The sequence below is a fragment of the Cohnella sp. CFH 77786 genome, assembly GCF_019400745.1.
In the GTDB taxonomy this organism is placed as follows: domain Bacteria; phylum Bacillota; class Bacilli; order Paenibacillales; family Paenibacillaceae; genus Cohnella.
Genome location: NZ_WJIB01000001.1, coordinates 319,787 through 343,276, shown reverse-complemented (window position 1 = coordinate 343,276; position 23,490 = coordinate 319,787). Strand labels below are relative to the sequence as shown.

The window sequence follows — 23,490 nt, the reverse complement described above, 5'->3', positions numbered from 1 at the left end:
CGTGATCCTGTGCGAAGGACTCGTGAAAATCTACAAAGCCGACGATCTCGAAGTGGTCGCGCTCCAAGGCCTGAACCTGACGGTGAAGCCCGGGGAAATGATGGCCATCATCGGCAACAGCGGAAGCGGGAAGTCCACGCTGCTCAACATTCTCGGGGGGCTCGACCGTCCGTCGGCCGGGCAGGTGACCGTCGGTCCATGGAATCTGCTGAAAGCCAGCGACGAGGATTTGGTGAAATACAAGCGGGAAACGGTCGGCTTCATCTGGCAGAACAACGCCCGCAACCTGCTGCCGTTTCTCTCGGCGCTCGAGAACGTGGAGATGCCGATGATGTTCTCCGGCAAGCTCGATCGCGCCTATGCCAAGCAGCTGCTCGAGTGGGTCGGCCTCAAGGACCGCATGCACAACAAGCTGCAGCAGCTGTCCGGCGGGGAACAGCAGAGGGTCGCGATCGCCATCGCGCTGGCGAACAAGCCGCAGCTGCTGCTCGCGGACGAACCGACGGGATCGGTCGATACCCGGACCTCGGACATGATCATGGACATTTTCCGGCGGTTTAACCGCGAGCTCGGCGTCACGATCGTCATCGTCACCCATGACTTGTCGCTCGCCGGCAAAGTCGACCGCGTCGTGGCGATCCGCGACGGGCTCACCAGCACGGAGTTCATCAAGCGCAATCCGAATCTGGATCTGTCCGCACCGCTCGCGGGCGGAGATTCGCTGGAGGAGGTGCATGAAGCGTTCGTGGTCGTCGACCGGGTCGGCCGCCTGCAGGTGCCCAAGGAATATTTGCAGGCGCTCTCGATCGGCGACAAAGCGACGATGGAAATCGACGGTGACAAAATCGTCATCCGCGCGCCCAAACAAACGGAGGGGGAAGAAACCGCATGAAACACGAAGCAAGCCGCGTCCGCCGATGGACGCTGATCGGCCTTGCGCTATCCTTATTCATTCCGCTGCTCGCCGCGTGCAGCCCGACCAAGGACCCGAACGATCCCGCCAACCGGCGGACGCTCCGCATCGGCACGATGTACGGAAGCAAGCAGGACGAAACCTATTTCCGCCAGCAGTTCACGGACTTGTTCGAGTATTCCCACAAAGGCATCGATATCGAAATCGTTCCGGCCATCGACTGGTCGCAGCAGCAATTCGAGAACATGGACGATGACGGCCGCTTCAAGCAGCCGGATACGCTCGGCAAAGTGAAAGAAATCATGTCGGGCACGAATCCGGTGGACGTCATGATTTTCGACCTGAATCTGCTCGGCTCGTTGGTGAACGAGAACATGCTGAAACAGCTGGATCCGATGCTGAAGGAGGACAAAATCGACGTAAACGCGTTCGTTCCTTCCGTCATCGAGGCGATCCGGGACCAAGGCAACGGCAACCTGTACGCGCTCACCCCGACCTTCATGCCGTCCGCGCTTTATTACAACAAGAAGCTGTTTCAAAAAATGGGCGTGACGCCTCCCAAAGACGGCATGAACTGGGACGAAGTGTTCGCGCTGGCGAGACAGATGACCAAAGGGACGGGCAAGGACGCCGTTTTCGGCTTCTCCTTCAACCAGTGGGGCGGCACCGGCGAGAACTATTGGGACATCCAGAACTTCGCCGCTCCGCTGCAGCTGAAGCTGTACGACGACAAAGCCGAGAAAATGACCGTCAACACGCCGCAATGGCAAAACCTGTGGGAGACGGTCTACAAGCTGTACAAAGACCATATCGTCCCCCATCAGGAGGACATGAACGTCGAGCCGCCTGCAGACGGCAAATACCGCTATAATCCGTATCAAGGCCGACTGTTCATGACCGGCCGCGTCGCGATGACGATCGGAGAATACGGCATGATCAACGACATCCAGCAGATGAACGACAATGCCGACAAGCTCAAAATCGAAAAGCTGGATTGGGACGTCGTGACCGTGCCTTTCCACGCATCCGTGCCGAACGTCGGCGTCAACACGCAGCTCAGCTCGCTCGCCGGCATCAACGCCAAAGCGCAGAACCAGGAAGACGCTTGGGAGTTCGTGAAGTTCATGAACGGCGAAGACTGGGCCAAATTCAAGTCCCGCAGCACGTATGAAATGCCCGCCCGCGTCGATTATATCAAGCCGAGGGAAGGCATGAACTATAACATGCAAGCCTTCACCAAAATGAAGCCGGCCCCGATGCCGGGAAGTTCCCCTGCCGAGCAGCGCCTGCTTCAGGAGAAGCCGAACCTGAGCATGATGCAGGATTTGGTACAGCGCGCGTACTCCTCCGTATTCCAGGGGCAGCGGTCGGTGAAGGAAGCGCTCGAGTATTTGGACACCAAAGGCAACGAGCTGCTGCAGAAGATCAAGACGAACCCGGACGGCCCGATCGAAGGCATCTTCGACGACGTGTACGGCGGCGGAGGACCGAAGCCGTTCGACGCCGGAACCGCCGAGGCGGTGCCCGCGGGCTGATTTCCGAAGCCGCGTTTGACGAGAGCCCAGGCTCCCGCTTGCGCGGCTTTTTCCATTCGTCCCCGTTTCAAAACGTCCGATCCGGCGTATTCTACAGGTAAGGATGCCAACGTGCGGAGGATGGTTCGCGTGAAATGGGTTTACTGGTTGCGGCTGTATGACAGCAAGTTCCAGGCCGGATGCCTCGTGCGCCGGATGGAGCACGACGGTTGGATGTACGGCGTGGATATGCCCAAGGAAATCGAAGTATACCGTTCGCGGCGCGGCCGGTACGGGGTGCGATATATCCCTTAAATAGGGGGAGGGATGGCGGCGGCTGTCCTTCTTGGCGAGCCGGGCGGCGTATGGTAAGCTGATAACGGCGCTTTGCGCCGGAAGGAGGCGATATCATGCAGAGAATGCCCATTTCCGCGGAAACCGCGGTGAAGCTGGCGGCTTTCATGAAAGTTCCGCTGGAGCACCTGATGCACATGCCTAAGCATGTTATGTTGCAGAAGCTGGCGGAGATGGCCATGGCGGATGCCGCCGGATCGCAGTCCGCGAAGATCAAGGACGGCCCGGAATCCGGGAAAACTTCCGAATAAAACATGGGCAATAAAATACCGAAAATGGTTGACGAAAGTCGTGTTGTTGCTGTATACTCATTTTTGTCGCTGTTCAAGGACATCTGAGATACCGTCGCGGGGTGGAGCAGTCCGGTAGCTCGTCGGGCTCATAACCCGAAGGCCGCAGGTTCAAATCCTGCCCCCGCAACCAACCTTTTCTCGTGACCGAGACGAGGGCCCTTAGCTCAGTTGGTTAGAGCTGTCGGCTCATAACCGATTGGTCGGGGGTTCGAGTCCCTCAGGGCCCACCAACCCGAAATTACCAAGAGGACTACATACGCTGAGAAAGCCGCCCACCGGCGGCTTTTTTGCTGGGGCGTACGGCGTCGGACGGTGAAAGCGGAATTCAGTTGCCAAGGCCGTCCAGACGTGCTATATTAATGTTTGTTCGTGCCGGGGTGGCGGAATTGGCAGACGCACAGGACTTAAAATCCTGCGGTGGGTGACCACCGTACGGGTTCGACCCCCGTCCTCGGCACCACTACTCCCATAAGGGTTTATCTCCTGGGGGAGAAATCCGTAAAACCATAAAAAATGATGAATCCTGTGTACATAAATTGAGCACAACCAGACACACAGGACTTCATGCGTGAGATCCTTTTTCGCACTATCTGTATCCGCAAAATACAGGTGAAGGCGAAGGAGGATTTTTTATTTATGGCTCGATTGGGGAAAGTTAAGAAGGCACCTGCAACCATGGAAGAGGCACTGGATCGGTTCATTACGTGGAAGAAAGCGAATGGTATTAGCGATCAGACCATCCTGGACTACAAGACACATGTAAACCTGTTCTTTAAGCGGTATCCAGATGCTGAGCAATCATTCGATCAACTTGAGAAGGCTGCCGTTGATCATCTTGGACAAGAAGGGATTAAACCCGCGACCTATAATAACCGACTTGTGTACCTCCGTACGTTCTTTAACTGGTGCGTTGAGCATGGAATGATATCAGATAACCCTCTAGAAGGCTTCAGGAAGCGCAAAGACGAGGGGCGGCATGTGAGTGTCGACGAAGAGACTCTTGCCCGTCTAATAGCCCTACCGAACCGTGAGACGTTCGCTGGATTAAGGGACTATACACTTTTCCTTCTGTTTCTCGATTGTGGGATTAGACCTAAAGAAGCATTCAGTTTGGAAGAAGGGGATTTCCACCCGCGTGCCAGAGAACTCCATGTAGATGCTACTAAGGCGAAAACCCGCATATCCCGTACCTTACCGCTATCGCCGATGACTGTTGAAGCGATTCAGGAGTTATTGTCTGTACGTCCTAAAGAGTGGAGCGGGAAGGCACCGATATTCTGTACGAATGAAAGCAAGCCTCTGAATAGGCATACTTGGGGCGACCGAGTCGAGATGTACTGCAAAAAGCTTGGAACGCACTTATGGCCGTACGCTTTGCGCCATGCATTCTCCATTGTGTTTCTGCGCGGCGGCGGCAATGCATTTGGATTGCAACAGATGTTAGGCCATGTGGACATGACCATGACCAAGCGATATGTTAAGCTTTCGAATACCGATGTGAAGGAGCAGCATAACACCGCTTCGCCTCTAAACAGGTTAATTAAGCAGAAGGTTAGGGTAGGTAAGATCAAGTGATAAGGGGCTGGGTATGACGATTGCAAACGACAATGAGCGTTCATTGGTGAATGAGTTCATTCAAACTGCATCTAAGGAAGAACTACAACAACTACTACAAGGCTTATTAGCTACTAATGATCCTGACCTTGCCCGCTTTGTTACTGCTTTAGAGAAGCTAATATCGTCGATTAAAGAATCTATGATTAAGGGCACCGTCTCTGCTAAGAGATAGGTGCCCTTACAGGTTCCTTTAGCCGCTCTTACCAGAAAGAAGCGGCTACCTTCCAACTGGTTCGTTGAAATTGAGTTATATTAGTGCTGGCTTTGATATTAGCTTGTTTCATTATTTCTGCTTGGAGGTTGGAATTTAACCCGAAATCCTCATGATAATTAATCTGCATTTCAAATTCCTTAGAGCTGTCGTTTAATATTCCTTCAACTACCACCTGCCATTTTTCTTCGGTAGGATACCATATCAGGTCTTGAGGGAGCTGGGGTGGGGTAGAGAATAGACCTTTTAAAAAACCTGGCTTTGGATAGGATGATCTGAACATTATCCTCTTGTTTGTCTTTTTTTCTAATTGCAAATCTCCAGTACCTTTAACCAATTTGCTTTTAGCAAAATCAGCATTTGATTTGATCTCACATTCGTAGCCTTCTTCATGAACAATAAGAAGTTCCTTTGGTTTGAGATGCAGGAAAATCCTAATAGCTTCGCTTACCTTATCTTCGAAGGCTAACGAGTGATAATTATCAAAGGGAAAGTAGACTTTGTTATTCTTTGGGCTCATTACATAAAACTTGTTGAGTTCAGGTCTAACAGAGCCTTTCCAAAGAAGTTCAGTGCTTGCTATTTCGTGTGGGACTTCTATGTAATCAAAAGCGGACCTTTTTTTAGATATTGTCTTAAATGCTCCTGCAATACCATCGTATAAAATATCAGGTTTCTTTGGAGCCAAAATGCGTGGAAGCTTACTCGTGAGTGGTTTCTTTGAAGTCTCATCCTGCCAATCCTTAAATGCATGTCTGATTGTGTTATTTTTAGCTACATAATTTACGCTGTCGAATTTGCCTATTTGGATTATCTTTCTCTCGATCTCAGGTATAGCAATTAACGAGCACATATGAAATACATACTCCCTTCAGTTCGACAATAAATTGGTTATTATGTCCTATATCATACAGTAGATAATTAGGTTCTGGAAAGACCTTCCTCCAGCGAACATCCAGTAACGATAAGACTATGTCTTAATGGAGTGATTTCACTATAATCAACAATTAATTATAATAGTCGCTTACTATTCTGGAAAATGAAGTTCATGGTAAGATGAGGAAACCATGACTGGAGCGATTTTGAATGTAAAGCACTTGCAGGGATGAGCTGTTACAGGCAACGAGATCGATAGTTAAAGCCAAAGGAGAAAATCGGTTCACACCTAAGGAAGCTGTTGACATGCAGCGCAACAATACGAACTATGCTGAATCGACGATCAGGACACATATCGATTCAAAATGCTGCGCTAACGCAAAGCGACATCATGCCACAGGTTTAATGATGAGAGGATCGACGACGGTTTCTATAAGGTCATAAATCTTTAGGAGTGTCCAGTTATGAAGATTATTCTAAGCAGGAAGGGTTTCGATTCATCTGCTGGTGGATATCCTAGCCCGCATTTCCTTGATTCAGGAAGGTTAATCTCATTGCCTATTCCCGATGATGAGGAAGTGAATACGGGAGTAACCTATTCCGATTTGAGGGTCGATCAGGACCATACTTATCTTGATTTGATGGAGCAGCTTGGCATTAAGAAGTATTCCAACGGTACATACGTGCATCTCGACCCAGATATCAATGCTTCAGTAGTTGAAAGGCTACCTGGATGGAGAGGTGTATTTGGTCAGTCCAGCTAAGCACAGCGACATTTGAAGAACAAGAAGGTTCAAGTAGGAGATATCTTCCTTTTCTTCGGTTGGTTTAAGGATGCTTCCAGAGCTGCATCTGGGTATAGATATGTAAAAGGGACACATAGGCACATTATATGGGGATACTTGCAAGTCGGGGAGATCGAGTCAATAAATGATGCGGGACAGTATGACGATTGGAAGCTGCCTCATCCTCATTACGTTGGCAGAGACAGAGACATGAATACTGCGTATATTGCTGCGAATTCGTTGTCATTCAATAATTCCATCCCAGGATGCGGAACATTCATGTATGACGATTCATTAGTTTTAACACAAGCGGGACAACGGAAGCGCTCTGTATGGCAATTGCCGCGATTCTTCCATCCCAGAATAGGAACGATAATGAGCTATCATGAGAACTTATACACCAAGAAAGGGAGTCCAGTTTGGCAGCTGCGTGATGATCATTGCACTTTGCAATCGGTTGGCAGGGGCCAAGAGTTCGTTATCGAGGGTAATGATAAAGTAGAGAACTGGGCAAAGGAATTGATTCGACGGCAATTCACTTGAGAAGCACCAAAGTAAGCCAGTCAAGACCGCGAAGCGTTCATTACAGTCTTGATAGGCGGCTGGTTATCTCCGACACTTTTCCATTCCCTTCGGTCGAATGACCGAGGGACGGCGCACGCCGAGTGACGGGTGCAGGGGGCGTGCTCCCTGCGTGTCCCCCTTTAGGGGGACGGAAGGGGGTTAGTCTAGCCTGGGGAGGTCGGCGAACTCTTCATCAGGTTCTCTTAACAAAATTGCGGCAGATTCGTTATCTGTTATGAGTGAGTATGTTATCTCGCGGCAAGTGCCATCTGATAATCTGAAATTACCAGCAATAAACGATTTAATCAATCTAATTTCCCTGCCAGTCATTTCTGATAATCGTTCTAAGGAATATCCACCACTATGGAAGGCGTTTAATAATTGTCGAAGTTGGTCCTCAGCATTAATCATCGAAATCAACCCTTTCTCCTTGTTATAAGCTTAATTCATTAATTGCAGCTTTCTTCCTCGCCCAAGTGTCTCTACGAACTCTAACCTTCTTAATTAAGCTGCTTACTTCCTCGATGAATTCCTCGTACTCCAATATGCTCAATTCCACGACTTCGTCCACTTCTTCATACATCACTCCCGCTGGTGAATATGCCTTTAGGTTTAGATGCATTCGGTGTGAAGGTTCGATCAAGTCGAAATTCTTGATGGAAGGTGTAATGCCGCAAATCGTAAACGGCCTCGGATCGTTTCGGTAGTAATCCAACTGGAAAGCTTCAACTGGAACGGCCATGACTTGTGCGATCTTGGAGAGCAGCGACGCTTTCAGCCCGTGTTGTTTGCCTGACTCGAATCTCGAAAGCGTCGAGGGAGAGGTTTCAACTTTTTCCGCCAATGCGTTAATCGAAAACATGCCTGGATTGCAAGCTTCCGCTTTCTCGCGGATGAATTTGTGAATCTCGCCTGCCGTTTCAAAGCGTTGAAGCTGCTTTAAGTCATCGCTTGAAGTTTGGTAAGGAATCATTCCCATCGGCTACACGTCCTTTCTAATAAGCATTATAACAGAAGTGTTTCATAAACGCAACACTATATATTGCAAAAGTGAAAGTAAGATGGTATAATATCCCTAAATCAAAACGGACAAGATGCAATATGAGCAATTTCCTACAGGGAGGAGCATATCGACATCGGATGAGCCGTCACAATGTTGGAGGATGATAGCGATGGACAGCAAGGATTTATGGAAGACGGAATTTGCACGTGAATGGACAGGCGTTCAAAAGCAAGCATGCTATGATGATCTTGGTGACCTAATAACCCATCAGTACAAACTGATCAGCACGAATGATTGGTTCTGTGCCGATACACACTTGAATAATCCCGAAGCGCTTTACGAAGATGGATACAGAAGGCTATATGAGACTTTCGCAAATAATGAATCGCTCGACTCAACTATACAGAACGCGATCTTTGCTAACCCGTTGGTTCAGTTTATTGTACTTCGAGCCGCGAGGAGGTTACTGGCCAGGTGCTGGTATGATAATCCGAGTATAAGCGATATCTACAATGATGCCTTTCAGATTTACTGCGGTATTGTTCATTCATTCTATAGTAGGTATGAGTTGTCCGATGCAGTAGTAGGTAATTGGCTAAGCTACCTTCAAAAAGCGCTCTATCCTCGACTGCTTGATCAATATCTTACAAAAGTGCGTGGGTGTAAGTACGATAGGAAAGAGAAGAAATATGTTAGTCCTCGACCTGTCCTTGATCCTGATTCAATAAATGCGAAAGCAGAAATAAGTAACTCGCTGATTGTCGCTGATATAGTTCATGCTGTGCTGGATTATGTTCGGCAAAAGAATCCTAGGTATGCTGAAGCATTGGGGCTAAAGCTTAAAGGGATGTTGGATCAGGAGATTGCTGATAAGCAGGGGCTTACACTTAATACGGTTAAGAGTGATATTAGGCGTGGAAGGACTGTGGCTAAGCAGTGGGCAAGGCGGCAAGCAGAAATAAGTTGATTTTTTGTTCATCACTGCAACTATTTAACGAGAAATGCAAGTAATATATAACAGAAGAGCTGATTCAGCAGAAACAGACGGATGCCAGACAAACTATGAATGGATAAGAAAAATCCAGTAGCCGCACCCTGTGGGTTAACGAGCGCATCATTAGATATCCGCGACGTGATCGGAAGCGGATTCCCGAGATTCATTCACCGTCTGTTCCACCGCACACTGAATTCATAACGTGGGCAGTGAATGCATAGTTACTTTACTTTTAATGGGGGATAGTCTGCCCTTGGGGGCGCGGCTTCTCTCTTTTTTATTGCTGCTGGATCTGATCATGTGTGCTGAATTTCGATGCAATCCATGGATTATAAGCGATTGTTTCTGCTAATGGCGTGTGCAAGTAAGTCAATATGAAGGTAATCGGGTTTTTAGCGCCGTCAATCTGGGCGCTAAAAACTGGCTATATCTGCTTCGGAGTCATGGGTACGGCTACTACTTTATTCACATTAACTTAACTAGAATCGAGAATATCTACTGTTTTCGATAAGTTTCGGATTTTCAGCAAGTCCCGATACTATGTGCTCATGAATGGCGAGTTATGCAGCACCCAACGGTCAAAGCACTATTAAGAAATCATAACTGCTCTATTCACTCTATTGGATAACGATACTATCCCTTATGAATCCAGGGGGATTTTGGGCCACAGCGGCCCTGCAGAACATGTCGTTACCTTGGTATTTTATCCCCGTATTTATTTGCCTGCGTGGGTATCCCTAGCCACTTTGGTTGGCGAGCTCTGTTGAATCCTTTTGGAGTGTTGGTTGCGCGTCCGTCAGAAGCATTGAGTTTTGACGTTTGACTTTGTCTGACCTTCGTGCTATTGTTAAGAACAGGGATTCATTCCCTAGCGAAAGAACCGTCCGCTTGTAGCGGTAAAGGTAACGTATCTGCGATGTAGGAATTGCGATGTAGGATGCGGGCATGTGGCCCAGTAGGATAGAGGTAGGAATTGGTGTGGATATGGATGGGATAGGGTTTAGAGCCTTTTCCTTCTGCGCCTTTTTCGTTACAAATGGACAGGTCTTCGGATCTGTCCTTTTCGCTATCCTAAACTACTGGAGATGATAACATGAGTAAAGTCTGCAAAAATGGACGAAACAAGAATCAATCTGCTTTTATCAAATTGACTGCCCAACCACAACACCTTCGGAAAATCGCGGAAAGTCTGATGGGAAAGGAAGTTTATGGGGAAGATTGGGAGTGGGAACTGTGGCAAATTGTGCGAAAGAAGATGCCTATCAGGAATCTCTCTAAAGCAATCTTGGAATCGAGGTATTATCCTGCCCCTAAATCGCCTAGAGTACGCAAACGTCATGTTAACGTACCACCCGAAGATGTAATTGTTATGCATGCTGTTGCGTCCATTATTGAACAGTTCATCGAACTTTTTAACATTGGTGAAGATCAGTACGGCCTCGAAAATCAGCAGCCCGCAGAGTACGAATACGTTATTAAATCACAATCTGTGATGAGTTATCTTTGTAGATTTGGATATGATGTCTTGATCAAAGTGCTGGAGAGACGATTTACGGACGAAAGGTTCATTAAACTTGTAAGGTCGTTATTGATTGACAAAAAGTTTGACTTGATTGACTTAGACCCCAGAAGCGGCTCTCGGTTAGTCAGGATTTTATTTCATATGTTGGTTGACGATATTCGTCGAATTGTCGAATACAATGGTGGTCAGTTTCTTTTCCTTTCGCATGTTCACTGGGCAGCATATTTCAAGTCTGATCAGCATGCGAAGAGAGTGTACTTTGAGGTTTATCAGTACTTAAAGAACATTGGAATTCAAATCAAAATAAACCCGAATGATGAAATTGTCCAAAAAGATCAAGTCGTAGTTAAGAAAGAAAAGCCGTCACACGGTGTTTCTGAAAATGACTTGGAATCAATTTATGAAGGATTTACTGCTGCCCTAAGCGAACAGGAAGAAGAGCTTCATGAATTAAGAAATCTCTTTTATTCCCTAATCCGAACGTTGAGTGAAGGAGGATTAATCGATTTCGATTAGCAGGTCGACAGGGCATCTATAACAATAAATAGATGCCCATTTTTAGTTGATGTTGTTTTGCTTTTATTCGAGATCAACCTAAAGGCGGTGATTAGTATACACTCCTTATTCAAACGCCTATACCAATTGCTTCGTGCATATGATAGAAACCAACAAGAGGATTACCTGACGGAAATATTTGCATAGCTGCTTCTCAAGGAAGGGCTAGTTACACTAAAAGCTGTCCTCTTCCCAGAAATTCACTATCTCCTTCGCATTCTTCTTCGAAGGCAATGATGTCTCATCTTCCCAAGCCCTGATAATCCTTAGTTGATCATGACTCTGCACTGTCCACTCAATAAATCCCAGTTCAGCAAGTTTCCGCAATGATCTTTGAAGTTGATCATCCAGTCTTCCAGTCATGCGAAATAACTCCCACATTCGTGGTGCTCTTTTGCGACTGATTATGAAGTTGTTGAGTACACGAAGTAGCTTCCGTTCAGCATCAGCAAGAGGTTTCAATGTCATCCCGAATGCACCTCCATTAGCTATTATGAATGGAACAAGTGTTCCTATTCAGGCCCAGAAACATGATTCAATCACTATTTAGAGCGATCAAGTCACAAATGGTAAATGAGCGACATAAAACGGTGTTTAGACAGCCGTGATTAAGCGTGATGCTGAAATTGTGCCTGGTCCCCCATCGAGGATGCCCAATTCTCTTGTTCGAGATTTCAGCCAAGGATGCCCGAAACCCCAGTAGTATCAAGAGGTTGGTGTTTTTGGGGCACTGACAGGTGTAAAAGGATACAGGAAAGGGCGTGTTTGTAGTAAATAATTTACCAAATGATTTAGTAAATAATTGTTGTAATTTCCATATGAACTGGTTACGTTCAAGTCAGAACGCTAAGGGTTTCCCAACTGTTCCCCTTATCGTTTTCTCCTTCTGAATATAGCCTCCCTTCACCAGGAGGGGGGCACGAAAACCACAAAGGAATGATGTTATGGATTTTGACGATCTTCGGAAATATGGCGAATTCGGATTCCATAAGAATTACGTGGAAGACCCCGATGATATCATGAGTATTTTCAATGCACGAAAGAGAGTACTAATTGAACCTGACAGCTTGTCTTTACACAAACAGATAAAGCTAAAGAGGATTCACGATGGACTTAGTCAGGAGCAGCTCGGCAAGATTGTAAGGCTTCCAGCATCTACGATCAGCCTCATAGAGCGGGGCGAAAGGCTAATTATGAAAAATCGATTTAGGGAGTTTGAACGGTACCTGTATGAAGAATTGTATCAAGATGGAGAACTAATATTTACATATGATCAGGACGCGCCAGAAGAACCTATCGATATGACTATTGAAGAACAACGAGCGTTCTGGAAGGCAGTAACTGAAATCGATCCTGATCTGTACGGTACGATACTATAATAGAAGAGGAGCCAATGATAATGATGAATAATTACGATGACTTAATAGAGGCTTTGAAACGCGAATCAGAATTGAGTACATGCTCCGAAGCTCAAAAGGCCGCAAATGTACATATGATTAATCTATACGAAAACCTTAAGAGAAAGCGAACCTCAGATACGCCGACGTATGATGATGGCAATTTGGCAATGGAGATTATGGCACGTCGGTTGGCCTATGAAAACTACACGTTCAATGTACGGTCGCTTATGAATGAGAAGTAATAGAAGAGCCAACCAATCGGCTGGCTCCCCGTGTGTAACTATTTAATTGCTTCTGTATGCTTCTTCAGCTTCTTCCTCGGAAACTTCATCCATTATCCTGTACATAATGCTCTCAAGCTTATGAAGTTCCTCGCGGGATAACCCTAGCTTCTTAGCGGCAAGGATCGCATAACCGATCGCAGCGGCGTTTGTCATAGTATCATTCCTCCAAGAATGTGAGTATGATGCGTAGAACGGCGTAAGTATGTACCAGCACGAATAGCGAGCAAAGCGAACATAGCCGAAGGCTTTCATATAAAGGGAGTCAGCAAATAAAGCTAACTCCCCATGATTCATCACATGAGTCCACGTTCCTTGAATGAACAGTAACTGTCCGATCCGATCACTAGGCTATCAAGCAATTCTATGCCCAGTAGATCACCACATTCTTTCAAACGACGAGTCAAAGAAATGTCCTCCTGAGATGGAGTGCAGTCGCCGCTAGGATGATTATGAGCAAAGATGATTGAAGCTGATGAGCGCAGAATGGCTTGCTTAAACAGCTCGCGAGGATGTACGATGGCGGCCGACAATGAACCGATGCCAATTCTTGTTCGAGAAATAATCCGATTCTTGCTATTCAGGCAGAGCAGCCAAGCTTCCTCATGAAGAAGATGGGACAATTCATGTCTGAGGATGTCAAAGCAATCGGATGGACAGCTTATTTTGAACCCTTCCACCCGTGGTGCATGAATCGTCCTGGCAAGCTTAAGTGTTCCGACAATCTGTTGGGCCTTCTTTACGGTAAAGCCCTTGAGAGATACTAATTCCTCTACAGAAGCATTCAGAAGCTCTTGCGGCGTCACGTAACGGCTGAACAATTCCTCAAGAATGTTACTATCCTCTTTTACGCACAATGCATCTGCCAAGGCGGATTTGATCATATACATATTGTTCACTGTGGACTCCTCCAAGAAATAGAAATAGGGGGAGCAGCCTTCGCGGCCACTCCCCCTTGAATGGGTATAGATATTGGGCTATTATTGAATCAGATACTTTTACCTAAGGCCGCTCTGCAAAGCGGTCTTTTCCATTTCTTCGAGCTCAAGTTCAATTAGAACTAGCTTCGTCAGTACTCGCGCATACCTTGCTCCCTCCTCGGTGGAGAACGGCGCGTCTTTATCTAGCGTGCGCTTGTACTCCCTCAACTGCTTCTTTTGCTTACGCAGATCCTGCATTCTTTGCATCCAGATCGCCTCCACGATCAGCGAAATGCTGACAGAATTTACGAACTTGAGCGGCATAGTATTTCTCAAAGTACTTGCGCATATAGAATGCCGCCACTTCCTCTGATACCTTCCAATTCCGAATAAAGTAGACCTTTAGGACCATTGCGGCCATCCAAATCTGGTTTTGCATGACGAGTTGACGCACTAGGACAATCATCTCGTCAGCGATACTTCTCTTTTCCACGGTTCATTCCTCCAAATGATTATTGATGGTTTCACGCCACTCCATTATCTGTAGCACAACTTCCCTAAAGTCATGATGTAACGGATAATGCTCAGCTAGGTGATCAGAATGAGTTTCCTCGATCCTTTCCCATTCAGCTTCCAGCTTGATCATAGAATCAATGACTACATCTAGAGCTTTCTTAAAGGCATCCACTGATAACCCCCCTTTCGGCCTACTCTCACTCGGCCAAGTCTGGTCGCTGTCAAACAAAAAAAAGGACTCCCAATCCCCGATTCTGAGGAAGGAAGCCCTTAGTGAACCAGATTTCTTATTTGTTTGCGAAGCTTTTGATTGGCAATCTTACCGAACGGATTGCCGTACTGGTTCCAACACCAGCTCTCGTGTTCTTTCCAAATCGCTTCCCTGATTTTTTCAAGATCGCTGTATCCCTGCCTATGCAAGTAATGGAATAACGAAGAAACCAGATAACACTGTGGTGCTAATGGGCCGCTGTCGTAATACCATTCCTCTTGACCAATGAATATGGCTGCTGCAATACCATATGCACCGATCATAACGTACTGCTGAATAATAGTCCCCTTGTAGTTATTGAAAGTGGCTAGATATGGAATAACGATTCGATAGAGCTGATACTCGACATATCCTGCTGTCTTCCTTACAAGCAGTTGCTTGCTCATGTTTACATTCCCTTCGTTGATTAGTGTTTGATGCCGCGATACTTCAATTCGGTCTCCAGCAATGTAATGAATGCCTCATCTAACTCCAGCTCTTTTGCTGCTTTCCAAACATTTAGTAACTGCTGATCGGTTAAATCCTTCAAAGTTGTCATAGTTGTTCACCTCCTTCTTGGTTTGGGCGTTTTCTCACAGCCCATTCTTCGTCTCTGTCAAAAAAAAGGCTCTGCGACCTTATCCCTTTGGGACAAGTCACAGAGCACATTGTTGGCGCTATACCATCAACTGTAGAGCGTTTTTAATAGTTGCAGTGCTTTACGCTGTTCTTCAATGCTTCTGCCTTCCAACAGCTTCACAATTTGAATTAGAACGGAGTTATCGATCTTGTTCTTTGACTCATCGATATTATAGAACAGATCACTGTATGATACATGGAGTGCGTTTAGGACATTATCAAGACTCTCGATTGTCCAATTTGATCTGCCAGATTCTAACTTCGTAATATATGATGGATGGACATCAGCCTCGTGTGCAACGTCCTCTTGTGTTCTGCCTTGATGATTCCTGAATCCTTGTAGCCGTTGACCAACGGCATTCTTTATCCTCTGCGCATCCTGCGACTTCCTAGCCATACTCTCACCCCTACTAAAAACAGTAGAGTAAGAGAGAATAAGCGTCGAAACATTATAATGCACATTGTCGAATTAACAAACCAATATAATGCATGTTATAATCTGATTGGGAAATGTAGGAATTATGGTCTAGTAAAGGGGGACTGCCGCTCTGTAGAGAGGGGGTGACCGTGTTAGGAATATTGATGAGATTCTACATTACATAATTACCCCGCCATTTTTTTGTGAAATCTCGATCTAATATATGAATTTTCTTAGCAAAGGGGAGCTTCTATGAGAAAGTTGGGATTGGCCGCCGCGACGATATTTACATTGCTTCTCCTCGTTGGATGTGGATCAGACGCAACGGACAACAATGAAGGCGGAGCAAAGGCGAAAGTAACACAACTGGTTAAGGAAAGCATCGGAAATCAGCATGGCCCTGAGGTTGTAAAGACGGTAAAGGTGAATATTACAAAGTTTGAGAAAGGCGCAACAGACGGCAGAATGTTTGTAAATGGTGATCTGGAATACAAGCTCGACGGCTGGAAAGAAAACGGAGTTGACCAAATTAGGTATGTGACTACTAAGTTCCATTATGAACTCCAGCACAATGGAACCGAGTGGACAGTTCGAAACAAGATGTTCTTTGACGAAGAGCGAAGGGCTAAGAAATAGGGGGAAGCATGTTGAACGGAAAGAAATACGGATGGATCGCGCCAGTTCTTGTTTCATTAGGTGTACTGATCTCTGGGTGCGGAAATAACAACAAGCAAGCGGAATCCAATGGTAACGTGCAAGCCAAGGCAATAGAAGGTATTTCGAATGTTGCATGGAAGTATGAAGACTTCCAATCTCCGCCGCTGGATGCAACGGTTACGGAGAAATACGTCTACGTAGGTAATAACGAAAAACTCTACGCGATTGATGAAGCGTCGGGGAAAAAGATATGGGAGCATGAAGCAAGCGGGATTCCTTCTCGCCCAGCGGTTAATAGTGGAATAATCAGTTTTCTGGATAATACAGGAGCTCATGCCCTAGATGCTGAGTCAGGAAAGCTATTATGGGAGCATCTTTATAAGAAGGAAGTTCCCCGCGATATGAGGCCAGCAGAGGTCGCTATTTCCTCCGATTATTTATTCATTCCTGAGCAGCTTGAGGATGGCCGCATTACCTTAAAGGCATTGGATATCAAAACTGGTAAGGAAAGCTGGAGTTTTGGGGATAGCGTATCGCTTGTACTTTCCCCTTATGTTGCTGATGATAAGCTCTATATCTCCTACGAAGGCGGCGTACACATCCTTAATACCAAGTCTGGTAAAGAACTTGATGTTATCGATCACGAAGTCCTCATAAGCAGTGTTGTAACGGATAATAAGCTTCTAGTGGTCTCCGACCTTGGCGGTGGGGTTACTGCTTATGATCTGAAGAGCAAGAAATCGAAATGGAGCTATACAAATGATAGCTACGACATAAAAAACAGGCCGCAATTGACTATGTTCGGAAATAAGGTTCTTTTAACAGAAGTGAAAAGCGGCATCGTGGAGATGTTGGACGCAGAGAATGGAAAACAGTTATGGAGCAAAACGCTTGGCGATCCTGTATTTTGGACACTGTATGGCGGTACGATCACCAAGCCGATCGTTGCTGAAGATGATGCAATCTACCTTGCTGTTTTTGACGGCCAAGATAACCAGCGAAAAGGACATGCAGGGTACTCCACTCTTCTTGCCCTGGATGCAGAAACAGGCAATGAGTTATGGCGTTATCAAGAGGATGACCTCATTTTTTATTCTCCTAATCTGATTGAAAATGGCATGATCGTTCTAACACAAACTGGAATCAAGGCATATCAGGCTGGCAAGAACGCTCAGGTTGCTGCGCAGAAAGAGACGGATGCGACCGTTAACCAGCCTAGTTCTAATTCGAACACAGAGCTAGTTGATTTAAAAACATTTGAAGGGCAATGGAGTACACCTGGATCGGATGAGTTGGCAATCAACATCTCCATTACTGATGACAAGAATGGGGTTATCACATACTACAGTGAAGGCACAGAGAATCCAGTACCATTTGAGTTTAAACAATCCAATTACGATCAATTGATGTTATTGCTTGGGAATGAAGAAAGGCCTCTGGTCCTTACTTATTACGAGTCGGGAAAGCTCGGCTATAAAACCAATGAGCAAGGCTATACCCTTGAAAGAAGCGGAGTAAGCCAATCAAATTTCGGAGAGGCTGAATCAAGTCTGATTGATGGATTTAAGGGTAAATGGTGTGATTCGCTTCAAGCCCTTTGCTTTGAAATAAAGCTGGAGGGGAATTCAGGCGGTAAGCTCGACTACTATCAAGAACGCGACCCTTTCCAGGAACCATTCCGAATAACCTATATGGACGAGTATAAAATCGAAATAAATATCGATGCTTCCAAACAAGCTACCCTTGAATTAAGTGATGATAAGAATACTTTAACCTACGAAACTGACTCCATAACTGAAAATATGTCCAGGCAATGAAGCGCCCCCGCGGCGCTTTTCTTTTTTTGATGAAGGGTAATAGGCGTTTTTTCGATTAATTACGACTCAAAGAAGGACATGGTGGGCGGGAGAATAATCAAGATTGTTAGTTGGAGAAATGGAATGAGAAACGATAAACGATAAACTACAGGCTTAGGACTAAGCACCTAGAAGGGTGCTATTTTTATCCTAAATGTAGAAGGAATATGGCGATATTTAGTCGAAATTTTATATGCTAGATAAATGGTGATCTATAGAAGGAGTGTATGACAGTTGGAAGTTGTCCCTTTGCCGCCAAATGCGCCTGTTTTGATGGAAGCGACCCGTGCTATAGGATATTCGTTAGAAACGGCATTAGCCGATATTATAGACAACAGCATTACTGCAGATTCAACTCGAGTCGATATCCACTTCTTTCCGATAGGGACTGCATACATTTCGATAATTGACAATGGATATGGCATGACTAAAGAAGAACTTATAAATGCAATGAGATATGGTAGCAGGAATCCTCTGGATAACAGAGCACCTGCAGATTTAGGAAGGTTCGGATTGGGCTTGAAAACTGCTTCGATGTCACAATGCAGAAAGTTAACGGTAATTAGCATAAAGAATGGGATAGTTGTAGGTGCTCAATGGGATTTGGATTTTATTGCGAGCACAGATGATTGGTCATTAAAACTGTTGAGCGAAGATGAGATTAAGTTTTTTCCTCATTTAGATGAGTTGCTTGCAAGTACATCAGGTACAATGATTCTTTGGCAGGAGCTCGACAGACTAAAGGTTGGGGATAGCAAATTTGATGATAACATGGGCAAACATATGGATCGTGTGCGCGAACACCTTTCCCTTGTTTTCCACCGCTATATAACAGGCGAATCTGGTTTGAAGAAACTTCAAATATATATTAATAAAGTCCAATTAGAGTCAATAGATCCTTTTCTAACTGGGAAGAGCACACAAGTTATGGATGAAGAAAGTATAAGTATTGACGGGCAGAAAGTATTAATACGTCCTTACATATTGCCCCATATTTCTATGCTTACTGAATCGGAGATTAAGATGCTTGGAGGTGGAGAAGGCCTTCGAAAGCAACAGGGGTTCTATGTTTACCGCAATAAGCGTTTGCTTGTTTGGGGAACCTGGTTCCGATTGATGAGGCAGGGGGAATTATCAAAATTGGCAAGGGTTAGGGTAGATATCCCAAATTCTTTAGACCACATGTGGACCTTGGACATAAAGAAGTCTGTAGCAGTGCCGCCAGAAGTTGTCCGTAAGAATTTGGCTCCAATTATCGAAAAACTTGCGGGAAGCAGCAAACGCACATGGACTTATAGGGGAAAGAAGGAAACAGAGGACTCTAAAATACATGTGTGGAATCGTCTCAAGACACATGAAGGTGGAATTGTGTACGAGATTAATAAAGATTATCCACTGGTGGAGGCTTTGCGACAATTAGGAGGACCTACCAAGAGAATAGTCGAACAGTTGCTGACGCAGATTGAACGAGGATTGCCGCTTAACCAGTTGTATGTTGATCTAACTGGCGACGAAAGAGTTCTTAATGAAAATGAGCCATCAAAGACAGACTTAATACCATTGTTAAATCAGTTGTTCTCGGGTTGTAGAAATGATCTGGAACGCAAGGAAATGGCGGAACGTTTGTCCGTAACAGAGCCGTTTGACCAATATCCAGAATGGCTATCCGAATTCCTTAAGGAGGCAAATTGAAATATGCTAAGTCAAAACGCCCAAATGCTTGAACGGTTCATTTCAATCGCATTGAATACGAAATATCAAGTTGAACCGCCAACCGAGGAACAGTTTATGGATGAGGCAAATAATCTTAGATCATCGATCCAAGTCTCCGAAGAAGAGTTCCAACAAATCATTAGGAACTTGAAGGCAACATTGCCGATAACAATGGATGTTGGAGTTTATATCACAGATCCAAGTGACGATTATCAGTCCTGGCTGCCAGCGCGGCGGGCAGAAATTGATTTTTTCTATTGGAATAGATATAGGCGATATTTGGAAGATGTAAAAGGCTGGAATGTTAGAGTAACTTCCAACCTCGATAAAGTCTCCTCAGAAATCGTTGATCTGACTGGTGACCCTAAAAGCAATAAATCTTGGTTTCGAAGAGGGCTTGTAATTGGAGATGTACAGTCAGGAAAAACAGCAAACTACACGGCTATATGCAATAAGGCTGCTGACGTTGGATATAAAGTAATCATAGTGTTGACGGGAACCCTTGAAAGTTTGAGAAAACAAACACAAGAAAGATTGGATAAAGAGTTCGCAGGAAGGCTAAGTAAACACCTCTTGGGTATCAAAGGGAAGCAGGTAATTAGAAATGTTTTTGATGGAGTCGGTAAAATAGATGCAAGCAAAAGAATCGCTGCATTCACATCTGTATTATACGACTTTAACTCCACAATACTAAACAGCAACGACTTAACTCTGAAAAACATTAGCGAACCAGCTTTATTTGTCGTGAAGAAAAACAAGACAGTCCTTAGAAGTCTTGAAAGTTGGCTAGTAGCGAACAATGAAGATAGTAATGGGAAAATAGATTTACCTTTGTTGCTGATTGATGATGAAGCTGACAACGCTTCTGTTAATACCAGAAAAGACGATGAAGATCCGACAGCGATTAATGCAGCAATATGTTCAATTCTAGGGCGGTTTTATCAAGCTGCCTATCTAGGTATCACTGCAACACCGTTTGCGAATATCTTTATTAATCCTGAAGCGGTCGGGGATAAGGCAGAGAATTTATTTCCCAAAGACTTTATTTATGTGCTCTCCCCTCCAAGCAATTATATTGGCGCTGATGCCATTTATGGAGACTCGCCGCAATATGCACATTGCTTGGAAAAGATTAATTCAGATGAGATTGAACAATACTTCCCCTTTTCACATAAAAAGGATCATGAAGTAGAGGAATTGCCTCCAAGCTTGTATGAAGCTCTAGCTTACTTTTTATTGACAAATGCTGTTAGAGACTTGAGGGGCGACGTTACAGAGCATCGTTCAATGCTTGTTAATGTTAGTCGATTCACTGATGTCCAAGTGGGCACGAAGGATGTTATTAACACTTGGTTAAATCAACTGCAATCGGATTTGCGCAACTATGCTGCTTTGGATGAGAAGGATTCGTTAGGTATCCGCTCAATTAGGTACTTGAGACAAGTATGGGAAAAGCACGGGCTTGGGGATAAAGCGGGAATCAGTTGGATAGAGATACAGAAAAACTATATGTACAAGGCTATTGCTCCTATAGAGGTTCGAGCAGTAAACCAAAAGACTGGAGCAGCAAGTCTGGATTATTATAACCATCGGGAGAAAGGATTTAGAGTAATAGCAGTTGGAGGAAACAGTCTGTCCCGTGGTCTTACACTGGAAGGACTGTGTGTCAGTTACTTTTATCGTAAATCTCAGATGTATGATACCTTGCTCCAAATGGGGCGCTGGTTTGGGTATCGACCCAAGTATGATGATCTTTTCAAGGTTTGGATGACTAAAGATGCTATAGATTGGTACGGCTATATTACGGCGGCAGCAAACGAGCTTAAAGATGAAATCAGCATTATGAATAGGGATCAACAAACTCCGAAAGAATTTGGTCTCAAAGTTCGCCAAGATCCTAACTCACTTATTGTTACAGCTAGAAATAAAATGCGAACTGGAACGCTTGTAAGCAGGCCAATAACTGTTTCAGGCAAGTTGCTGGAAACACCTCGGTTAAAGTCAAATCCTGGGGTGCTGGCGGAAAATGAGAGAATTTTCAAGGCTTTCGTAGCTAGCCTGGGTACTGTAGGTTATGAAACGAAGGTCAAACAAAACGGGAAAATGTGGTCTGGAATAAGCAAAGAGATAGTCGCTGACTTGTTGCGAAGCTTTGAAACTCATCAATGGCATCTTTCATTCCAAGGCCGCGCACTTGCAGAATTTATTGATAACAGTCCAGATCTTAATGAATGGGATGTCTTCCTTCCATTTGGTTCTATTGAAGAAGATCATGAGCTTGAGGGTGCAAATGGAATCATAAAAATGCAACGGGAAGAACGGACGGTTGATGAAGTAAATGGCATGATAAGAATCATGGGCACCAAGGTTCGAGTAGGTTCTGGTGGATGTACTCGGGCAGGCCTCTCAGACGATGAAATTGACAAAGCAGAAAAATCCTTCAGGCATGCAACTGGAAAGAGGAATGTTCCAGATAGTGCTTATTTGATCAAAGGACGAAAACCTCTTCTCATGCTGCATGTTATAAAAACTAAGCAAGATGAAGAGCAGCCACACAATGATAAAATACCAGACACATTGTATGCGATAGGTATAGGTTTGCCTGGGGATGGTAGCGTTCGTACTGCCAATTATGTGGTAAACCTTGTAGAATTGCGTAATTGGACTGACCTTGATGATGAGGATGATGACGATGTTGTCGAGTGAAAGCTTGCTTGATAAATGGAACGGTATCGCTAATCATACAAGTGGTTACGTTAGAATAGATTCGGACCATCCTATGGAATGGAGTATTGGTTACGAGAGCATTATACAGAAATCATTGCTCTTAATCACCGAATCCAAACCGAGGGACCTCCCTTCCTCAAAATCGATACAAGTTTCTTACGCTCAGCGTGCTACTGATAACAAATGGGCAATAACGTTTAGACTAACTCGTGCAGAACAAGAAAACGTATATGTCAGGCTATGTTTTGATTTAATAGAATCTTCAAGAACGCAAACTGATTCTGTGGAAGGACTTGAGTATGTCCTAGATAGATATATACAATGGTCTAAATTATTGGAGTTGCAGAAAAGCGGTTTACTCTCCGAAGCGGAAAGGAAAGGTCTTATTGGCGAAATCAATTATCTACAGCAAATTATCTCACTCGGAGTTTCACCACTAAGTGCTGTCACAAGCTGGATAGGTCCCGAAGGCGCTGATCAAGATTTTGTGGATGAGTATGGTTGGCACGAAATAAAGGCTTCTGGGATTGGAGCTAAGACAGTATCTATATCATCATTAGAACAATTGGATGCACTTGCACCAGGAGAACTTGTCCTATATTTTATCGACAAGACATCGCCGAACGACGCCAATTCATTCACTTTGCAAAGCAAAGTGAACAATCTGAGAGATTTGGTTAGGAGCAATGTTCAAGCTCTTGATCTGTTCAATAAAAAGTTGCTTCAGTACGGGTATATTGATATTCCTGATTATTCAAAGCAGTGGTATCGATTTGGCGGCTCAAACAGGTATAGGATTGATGAGCACTTCCCTAAGCTAATAAAAGGCAATGTTCCATCACAAATTGCTGCGGCAAGCTATCAAATAAGTATTCAGGCCATAGAGGGATGGAAGATTAGCTAATAGCGGAG

Annotated in this window: 25 protein-coding genes, 3 tRNA genes and 1 pseudogene; 19 read left to right on the top strand and 10 right to left on the bottom strand. The window is 45.1% G+C overall.

Features of this window, described 5'->3' with window-relative positions:
* Position 1: 1 nt before the first annotated feature.
* The 9 genes from GE107_RS01670 to GE107_RS01630 all read left to right on the top strand — a co-directional run bounded on the left by GE107_RS01670 (position 2) and on the right by GE107_RS01630 (position 4,863).
* Positions 2-892, top strand: a complete 891-nt coding sequence (locus GE107_RS01670; protein ID WP_219637732.1) for an ATP-binding cassette domain-containing protein — start codon at positions 2-4, stop codon at positions 890-892.
* Entirely contained in the window at positions 889-2,448 is a 1,560-nt protein-coding gene (locus GE107_RS01665; RefSeq protein WP_219637731.1) for an ABC transporter substrate-binding protein, read from the top strand. Before GE107_RS01670 ends, GE107_RS01665 begins: the two co-directional genes overlap by 4 nt.
* 129 nt (positions 2,449-2,577) lie before the next feature.
* Positions 2,578-2,742 (top strand): hypothetical protein, encoded by a 165-nt coding sequence (locus GE107_RS01660; protein WP_219637730.1) that lies wholly within the window; start codon positions 2,578-2,580, stop codon positions 2,740-2,742.
* Positions 2,743-2,837: 95 nt separating this feature from the next.
* Positions 2,838-3,032, top strand: coding sequence for a YycC family protein (locus tag GE107_RS01655; protein WP_219637729.1), 195 nt, complete (start codon positions 2,838-2,840; stop codon positions 3,030-3,032).
* Positions 3,033-3,127: 95 nt separating this feature from the next.
* A tRNA-Met gene (locus tag GE107_RS01650) sits at positions 3,128-3,204 on the top strand.
* 23 nt (positions 3,205-3,227) lie between these two features.
* A tRNA-Ile gene (locus tag GE107_RS01645) sits at positions 3,228-3,304 on the top strand.
* A 141-nt stretch (positions 3,305-3,445) separates the two neighbouring features.
* Positions 3,446-3,534 (top strand) — tRNA-Leu (locus GE107_RS01640).
* Positions 3,535-3,710: 176 nt separating this feature from the next.
* On the top strand, positions 3,711-4,649 hold the full coding sequence (locus tag GE107_RS01635; protein ID WP_219637728.1) for a tyrosine-type recombinase/integrase: 939 nt from the start codon (positions 3,711-3,713) through the stop codon (positions 4,647-4,649).
* 13 nt (positions 4,650-4,662) lie between these two features.
* Positions 4,663-4,863: a hypothetical protein gene (locus GE107_RS01630; RefSeq protein ID WP_219637727.1), complete on the top strand. Its 201-nt coding sequence runs from the start codon at positions 4,663-4,665 to the stop codon at positions 4,861-4,863.
* Positions 4,864-4,891: 28 nt separating this feature from the next.
* On the opposite strand, the gene GE107_RS01625 is transcribed toward GE107_RS01630, so the two are convergent.
* On the bottom strand, positions 4,892-5,755 hold the full coding sequence (locus tag GE107_RS01625) for a hypothetical protein (protein ID WP_219637726.1): 864 nt from the start codon (positions 5,753-5,755) through the stop codon (positions 4,892-4,894).
* Positions 5,756-6,012: 257 nt separating this feature from the next.
* On the opposite strand from GE107_RS01625, the gene GE107_RS27365 reads away from it, so the two are divergent.
* Both GE107_RS27365 and GE107_RS26300 read left to right on the top strand, forming a co-directional pair.
* Positions 6,013-6,222, top strand: a complete 210-nt coding sequence (locus GE107_RS27365) for a DUF7669 domain-containing protein (RefSeq protein WP_483298231.1) — start codon at positions 6,013-6,015, stop codon at positions 6,220-6,222.
* Between the two features lie 20 nt (positions 6,223-6,242).
* Positions 6,243-7,106 (top strand): annotated as a pseudogene (locus GE107_RS26300) (Nmad3 family putative nucleotide modification protein).
* Between the two features lie 454 nt (positions 7,107-7,560).
* Here GE107_RS26300 and GE107_RS01610 read toward each other — a convergent pair.
* Complete coding sequence (locus GE107_RS01610) at positions 7,561-8,106, bottom strand: helix-turn-helix domain-containing protein (protein ID WP_219637723.1); 546 nt, start codon at positions 8,104-8,106, stop codon at positions 7,561-7,563.
* A 193-nt stretch (positions 8,107-8,299) separates the two neighbouring features.
* On the opposite strand from GE107_RS01610, the gene GE107_RS01605 reads away from it, so the two are divergent.
* The 3 genes from GE107_RS01605 (at position 8,300) to GE107_RS01595 (ending at position 12,580) form a co-directional block, all read left to right on the top strand.
* Positions 8,300-9,097 carry an RNA polymerase sigma factor gene (locus GE107_RS01605; protein WP_219637722.1) on the top strand — a complete coding sequence of 266 codons (798 nt, stop codon included), beginning with the start codon at positions 8,300-8,302 and terminating at the stop codon, positions 9,095-9,097.
* A gap of 1,120 nt (positions 9,098-10,217) precedes the next feature.
* Positions 10,218-11,162 (top strand): hypothetical protein, encoded by a 945-nt coding sequence (locus GE107_RS01600; RefSeq protein WP_219637721.1) that lies wholly within the window; start codon positions 10,218-10,220, stop codon positions 11,160-11,162.
* A 983-nt stretch (positions 11,163-12,145) separates the two neighbouring features.
* Positions 12,146-12,580 (top strand): helix-turn-helix domain-containing protein, encoded by a 435-nt coding sequence (locus GE107_RS01595; protein WP_219637720.1) that lies wholly within the window; start codon positions 12,146-12,148, stop codon positions 12,578-12,580.
* A gap of 305 nt (positions 12,581-12,885) precedes the next feature.
* Here the strand turns inward: GE107_RS01595 and GE107_RS01590 are convergent, their stop codons facing one another.
* From GE107_RS01590 to GE107_RS26950, 8 genes are all read right to left on the bottom strand, one after another.
* The gene (locus tag GE107_RS01590) at positions 12,886-13,038 is read right to left on the bottom strand and encodes a hypothetical protein (RefSeq protein WP_219637719.1); all 153 of its coding nucleotides are present in this window, start codon (positions 13,036-13,038) and stop codon (positions 12,886-12,888) included.
* Positions 13,039-13,178: 140 nt separating this feature from the next.
* Positions 13,179-13,772, bottom strand: a complete 594-nt coding sequence (locus GE107_RS01585; RefSeq protein WP_255570129.1) for a JAB domain-containing protein — start codon at positions 13,770-13,772, stop codon at positions 13,179-13,181.
* 108 nt (positions 13,773-13,880) lie between these two features.
* Positions 13,881-14,069: a hypothetical protein gene (locus tag GE107_RS01580; protein WP_219637717.1), complete on the bottom strand. Its 189-nt coding sequence runs from the start codon at positions 14,067-14,069 to the stop codon at positions 13,881-13,883.
* On the bottom strand, positions 14,044-14,295 hold the full coding sequence (locus GE107_RS01575) for a hypothetical protein (protein ID WP_370636208.1): 252 nt from the start codon (positions 14,293-14,295) through the stop codon (positions 14,044-14,046). Before GE107_RS01575 ends, GE107_RS01580 begins: the two co-directional genes overlap by 26 nt.
* 3 nt (positions 14,296-14,298) lie before the next feature.
* Positions 14,299-14,490 (bottom strand): hypothetical protein, encoded by a 192-nt coding sequence (locus tag GE107_RS01570; protein ID WP_219637716.1) that lies wholly within the window; start codon positions 14,488-14,490, stop codon positions 14,299-14,301.
* A 98-nt stretch (positions 14,491-14,588) separates the two neighbouring features.
* A complete protein-coding gene (locus tag GE107_RS01565) occupies positions 14,589-14,975 on the bottom strand; it encodes a hypothetical protein (RefSeq protein ID WP_219637715.1) in 387 nt (128 codons plus the stop codon).
* Positions 14,976-14,995: 20 nt separating this feature from the next.
* Positions 14,996-15,127 carry a sporulation histidine kinase inhibitor Sda gene (sda, locus tag GE107_RS01560; RefSeq protein ID WP_255570089.1) on the bottom strand — a complete coding sequence of 44 codons (132 nt, stop codon included), beginning with the start codon at positions 15,125-15,127 and terminating at the stop codon, positions 14,996-14,998.
* 126 nt (positions 15,128-15,253) lie between these two features.
* Complete coding sequence (locus tag GE107_RS26950; RefSeq protein WP_219637714.1) at positions 15,254-15,604, bottom strand: helix-turn-helix domain-containing protein; 351 nt, start codon at positions 15,602-15,604, stop codon at positions 15,254-15,256.
* Between the two features lie 273 nt (positions 15,605-15,877).
* Here GE107_RS26950 and GE107_RS01550 point away from each other — a divergent pair, with 273 nt between their 5' ends.
* The 5 genes from GE107_RS01550 to GE107_RS01530 all read left to right on the top strand — a co-directional run bounded on the left by GE107_RS01550 (position 15,878) and on the right by GE107_RS01530 (position 23,482).
* On the top strand, positions 15,878-16,261 hold the full coding sequence (locus GE107_RS01550; RefSeq protein WP_219637713.1) for a hypothetical protein: 384 nt from the start codon (positions 15,878-15,880) through the stop codon (positions 16,259-16,261).
* An 8-nt stretch (positions 16,262-16,269) separates the two neighbouring features.
* Positions 16,270-18,099 (top strand): outer membrane protein assembly factor BamB family protein, encoded by a 1,830-nt coding sequence (locus tag GE107_RS01545; RefSeq protein WP_219637712.1) that lies wholly within the window; start codon positions 16,270-16,272, stop codon positions 18,097-18,099.
* Between the two features lie 273 nt (positions 18,100-18,372).
* Positions 18,373-19,830, top strand: a complete 1,458-nt coding sequence (locus GE107_RS01540; RefSeq protein ID WP_219637711.1) for an ATP-binding protein — start codon at positions 18,373-18,375, stop codon at positions 19,828-19,830.
* Between the two features lie 3 nt (positions 19,831-19,833).
* The gene (locus GE107_RS01535) at positions 19,834-22,557 is read left to right on the top strand and encodes a Z1 domain-containing protein (RefSeq protein WP_219637710.1); all 2,724 of its coding nucleotides are present in this window, start codon (positions 19,834-19,836) and stop codon (positions 22,555-22,557) included.
* A complete protein-coding gene (locus GE107_RS01530) occupies positions 22,544-23,482 on the top strand; it encodes a PD-(D/E)XK motif protein (protein WP_255570088.1) in 939 nt (312 codons plus the stop codon). Before GE107_RS01535 ends, GE107_RS01530 begins: the two co-directional genes overlap by 14 nt.
* The last annotated feature ends 8 nt before the right edge of the window (positions 23,483-23,490 follow it).

Coding starts and splice junctions, on each gene's coding strand:
- GE107_RS01665 (WP_219637731.1), top strand. CDS start 889: ATGAAACACGAAGCAAGCCGCGTCCGCCGATGGACGCTGATCGGCCTT.
- GE107_RS01655 (WP_219637729.1), top strand. CDS start 2,838: ATGCAGAGAATGCCCATTTCCGCGGAAACCGCGGTGAAGCTGGCGGCT.
- GE107_RS01635 (WP_219637728.1), top strand. CDS start 3,711: ATGGCTCGATTGGGGAAAGTTAAGAAGGCACCTGCAACCATGGAAGAG.
- GE107_RS01630 (WP_219637727.1), top strand. CDS start 4,663: ATGACGATTGCAAACGACAATGAGCGTTCATTGGTGAATGAGTTCATT.
- GE107_RS01625 (WP_219637726.1), bottom strand. CDS start 5,755: ATGTGCTCGTTAATTGCTATACCTGAGATCGAGAGAAAGATAATCCAA.
- GE107_RS01610 (WP_219637723.1), bottom strand. CDS start 8,106: ATGGGAATGATTCCTTACCAAACTTCAAGCGATGACTTAAAGCAGCTT.
- GE107_RS01605 (WP_219637722.1), top strand. CDS start 8,300: ATGGACAGCAAGGATTTATGGAAGACGGAATTTGCACGTGAATGGACA.
- GE107_RS01600 (WP_219637721.1), top strand. CDS start 10,218: ATGAGTAAAGTCTGCAAAAATGGACGAAACAAGAATCAATCTGCTTTT.
- GE107_RS01595 (WP_219637720.1), top strand. CDS start 12,146: ATGGATTTTGACGATCTTCGGAAATATGGCGAATTCGGATTCCATAAG.
- GE107_RS01590 (WP_219637719.1), bottom strand. CDS start 13,038: ATGACAAACGCCGCTGCGATCGGTTATGCGATCCTTGCCGCTAAGAAG.
- GE107_RS01585 (WP_255570129.1), bottom strand. CDS start 13,772: ATGTATATGATCAAATCCGCCTTGGCAGATGCATTGTGCGTAAAAGAG.
- GE107_RS01580 (WP_219637717.1), bottom strand. CDS start 14,069: ATGCAAAGAATGCAGGATCTGCGTAAGCAAAAGAAGCAGTTGAGGGAG.
- GE107_RS01565 (WP_219637715.1), bottom strand. CDS start 14,975: ATGAGCAAGCAACTGCTTGTAAGGAAGACAGCAGGATATGTCGAGTAT.
- sda (WP_255570089.1), bottom strand. CDS start 15,127: ATGACAACTTTGAAGGATTTAACCGATCAGCAGTTACTAAATGTTTGG.
- GE107_RS26950 (WP_219637714.1), bottom strand. CDS start 15,604: ATGGCTAGGAAGTCGCAGGATGCGCAGAGGATAAAGAATGCCGTTGGT.
- GE107_RS01550 (WP_219637713.1), top strand. CDS start 15,878: ATGAGAAAGTTGGGATTGGCCGCCGCGACGATATTTACATTGCTTCTC.
- GE107_RS01545 (WP_219637712.1), top strand. CDS start 16,270: ATGTTGAACGGAAAGAAATACGGATGGATCGCGCCAGTTCTTGTTTCA.
- GE107_RS01535 (WP_219637710.1), top strand. CDS start 19,834: ATGCTAAGTCAAAACGCCCAAATGCTTGAACGGTTCATTTCAATCGCA.
- GE107_RS01530 (WP_255570088.1), top strand. CDS start 22,544: ATGTTGTCGAGTGAAAGCTTGCTTGATAAATGGAACGGTATCGCTAAT.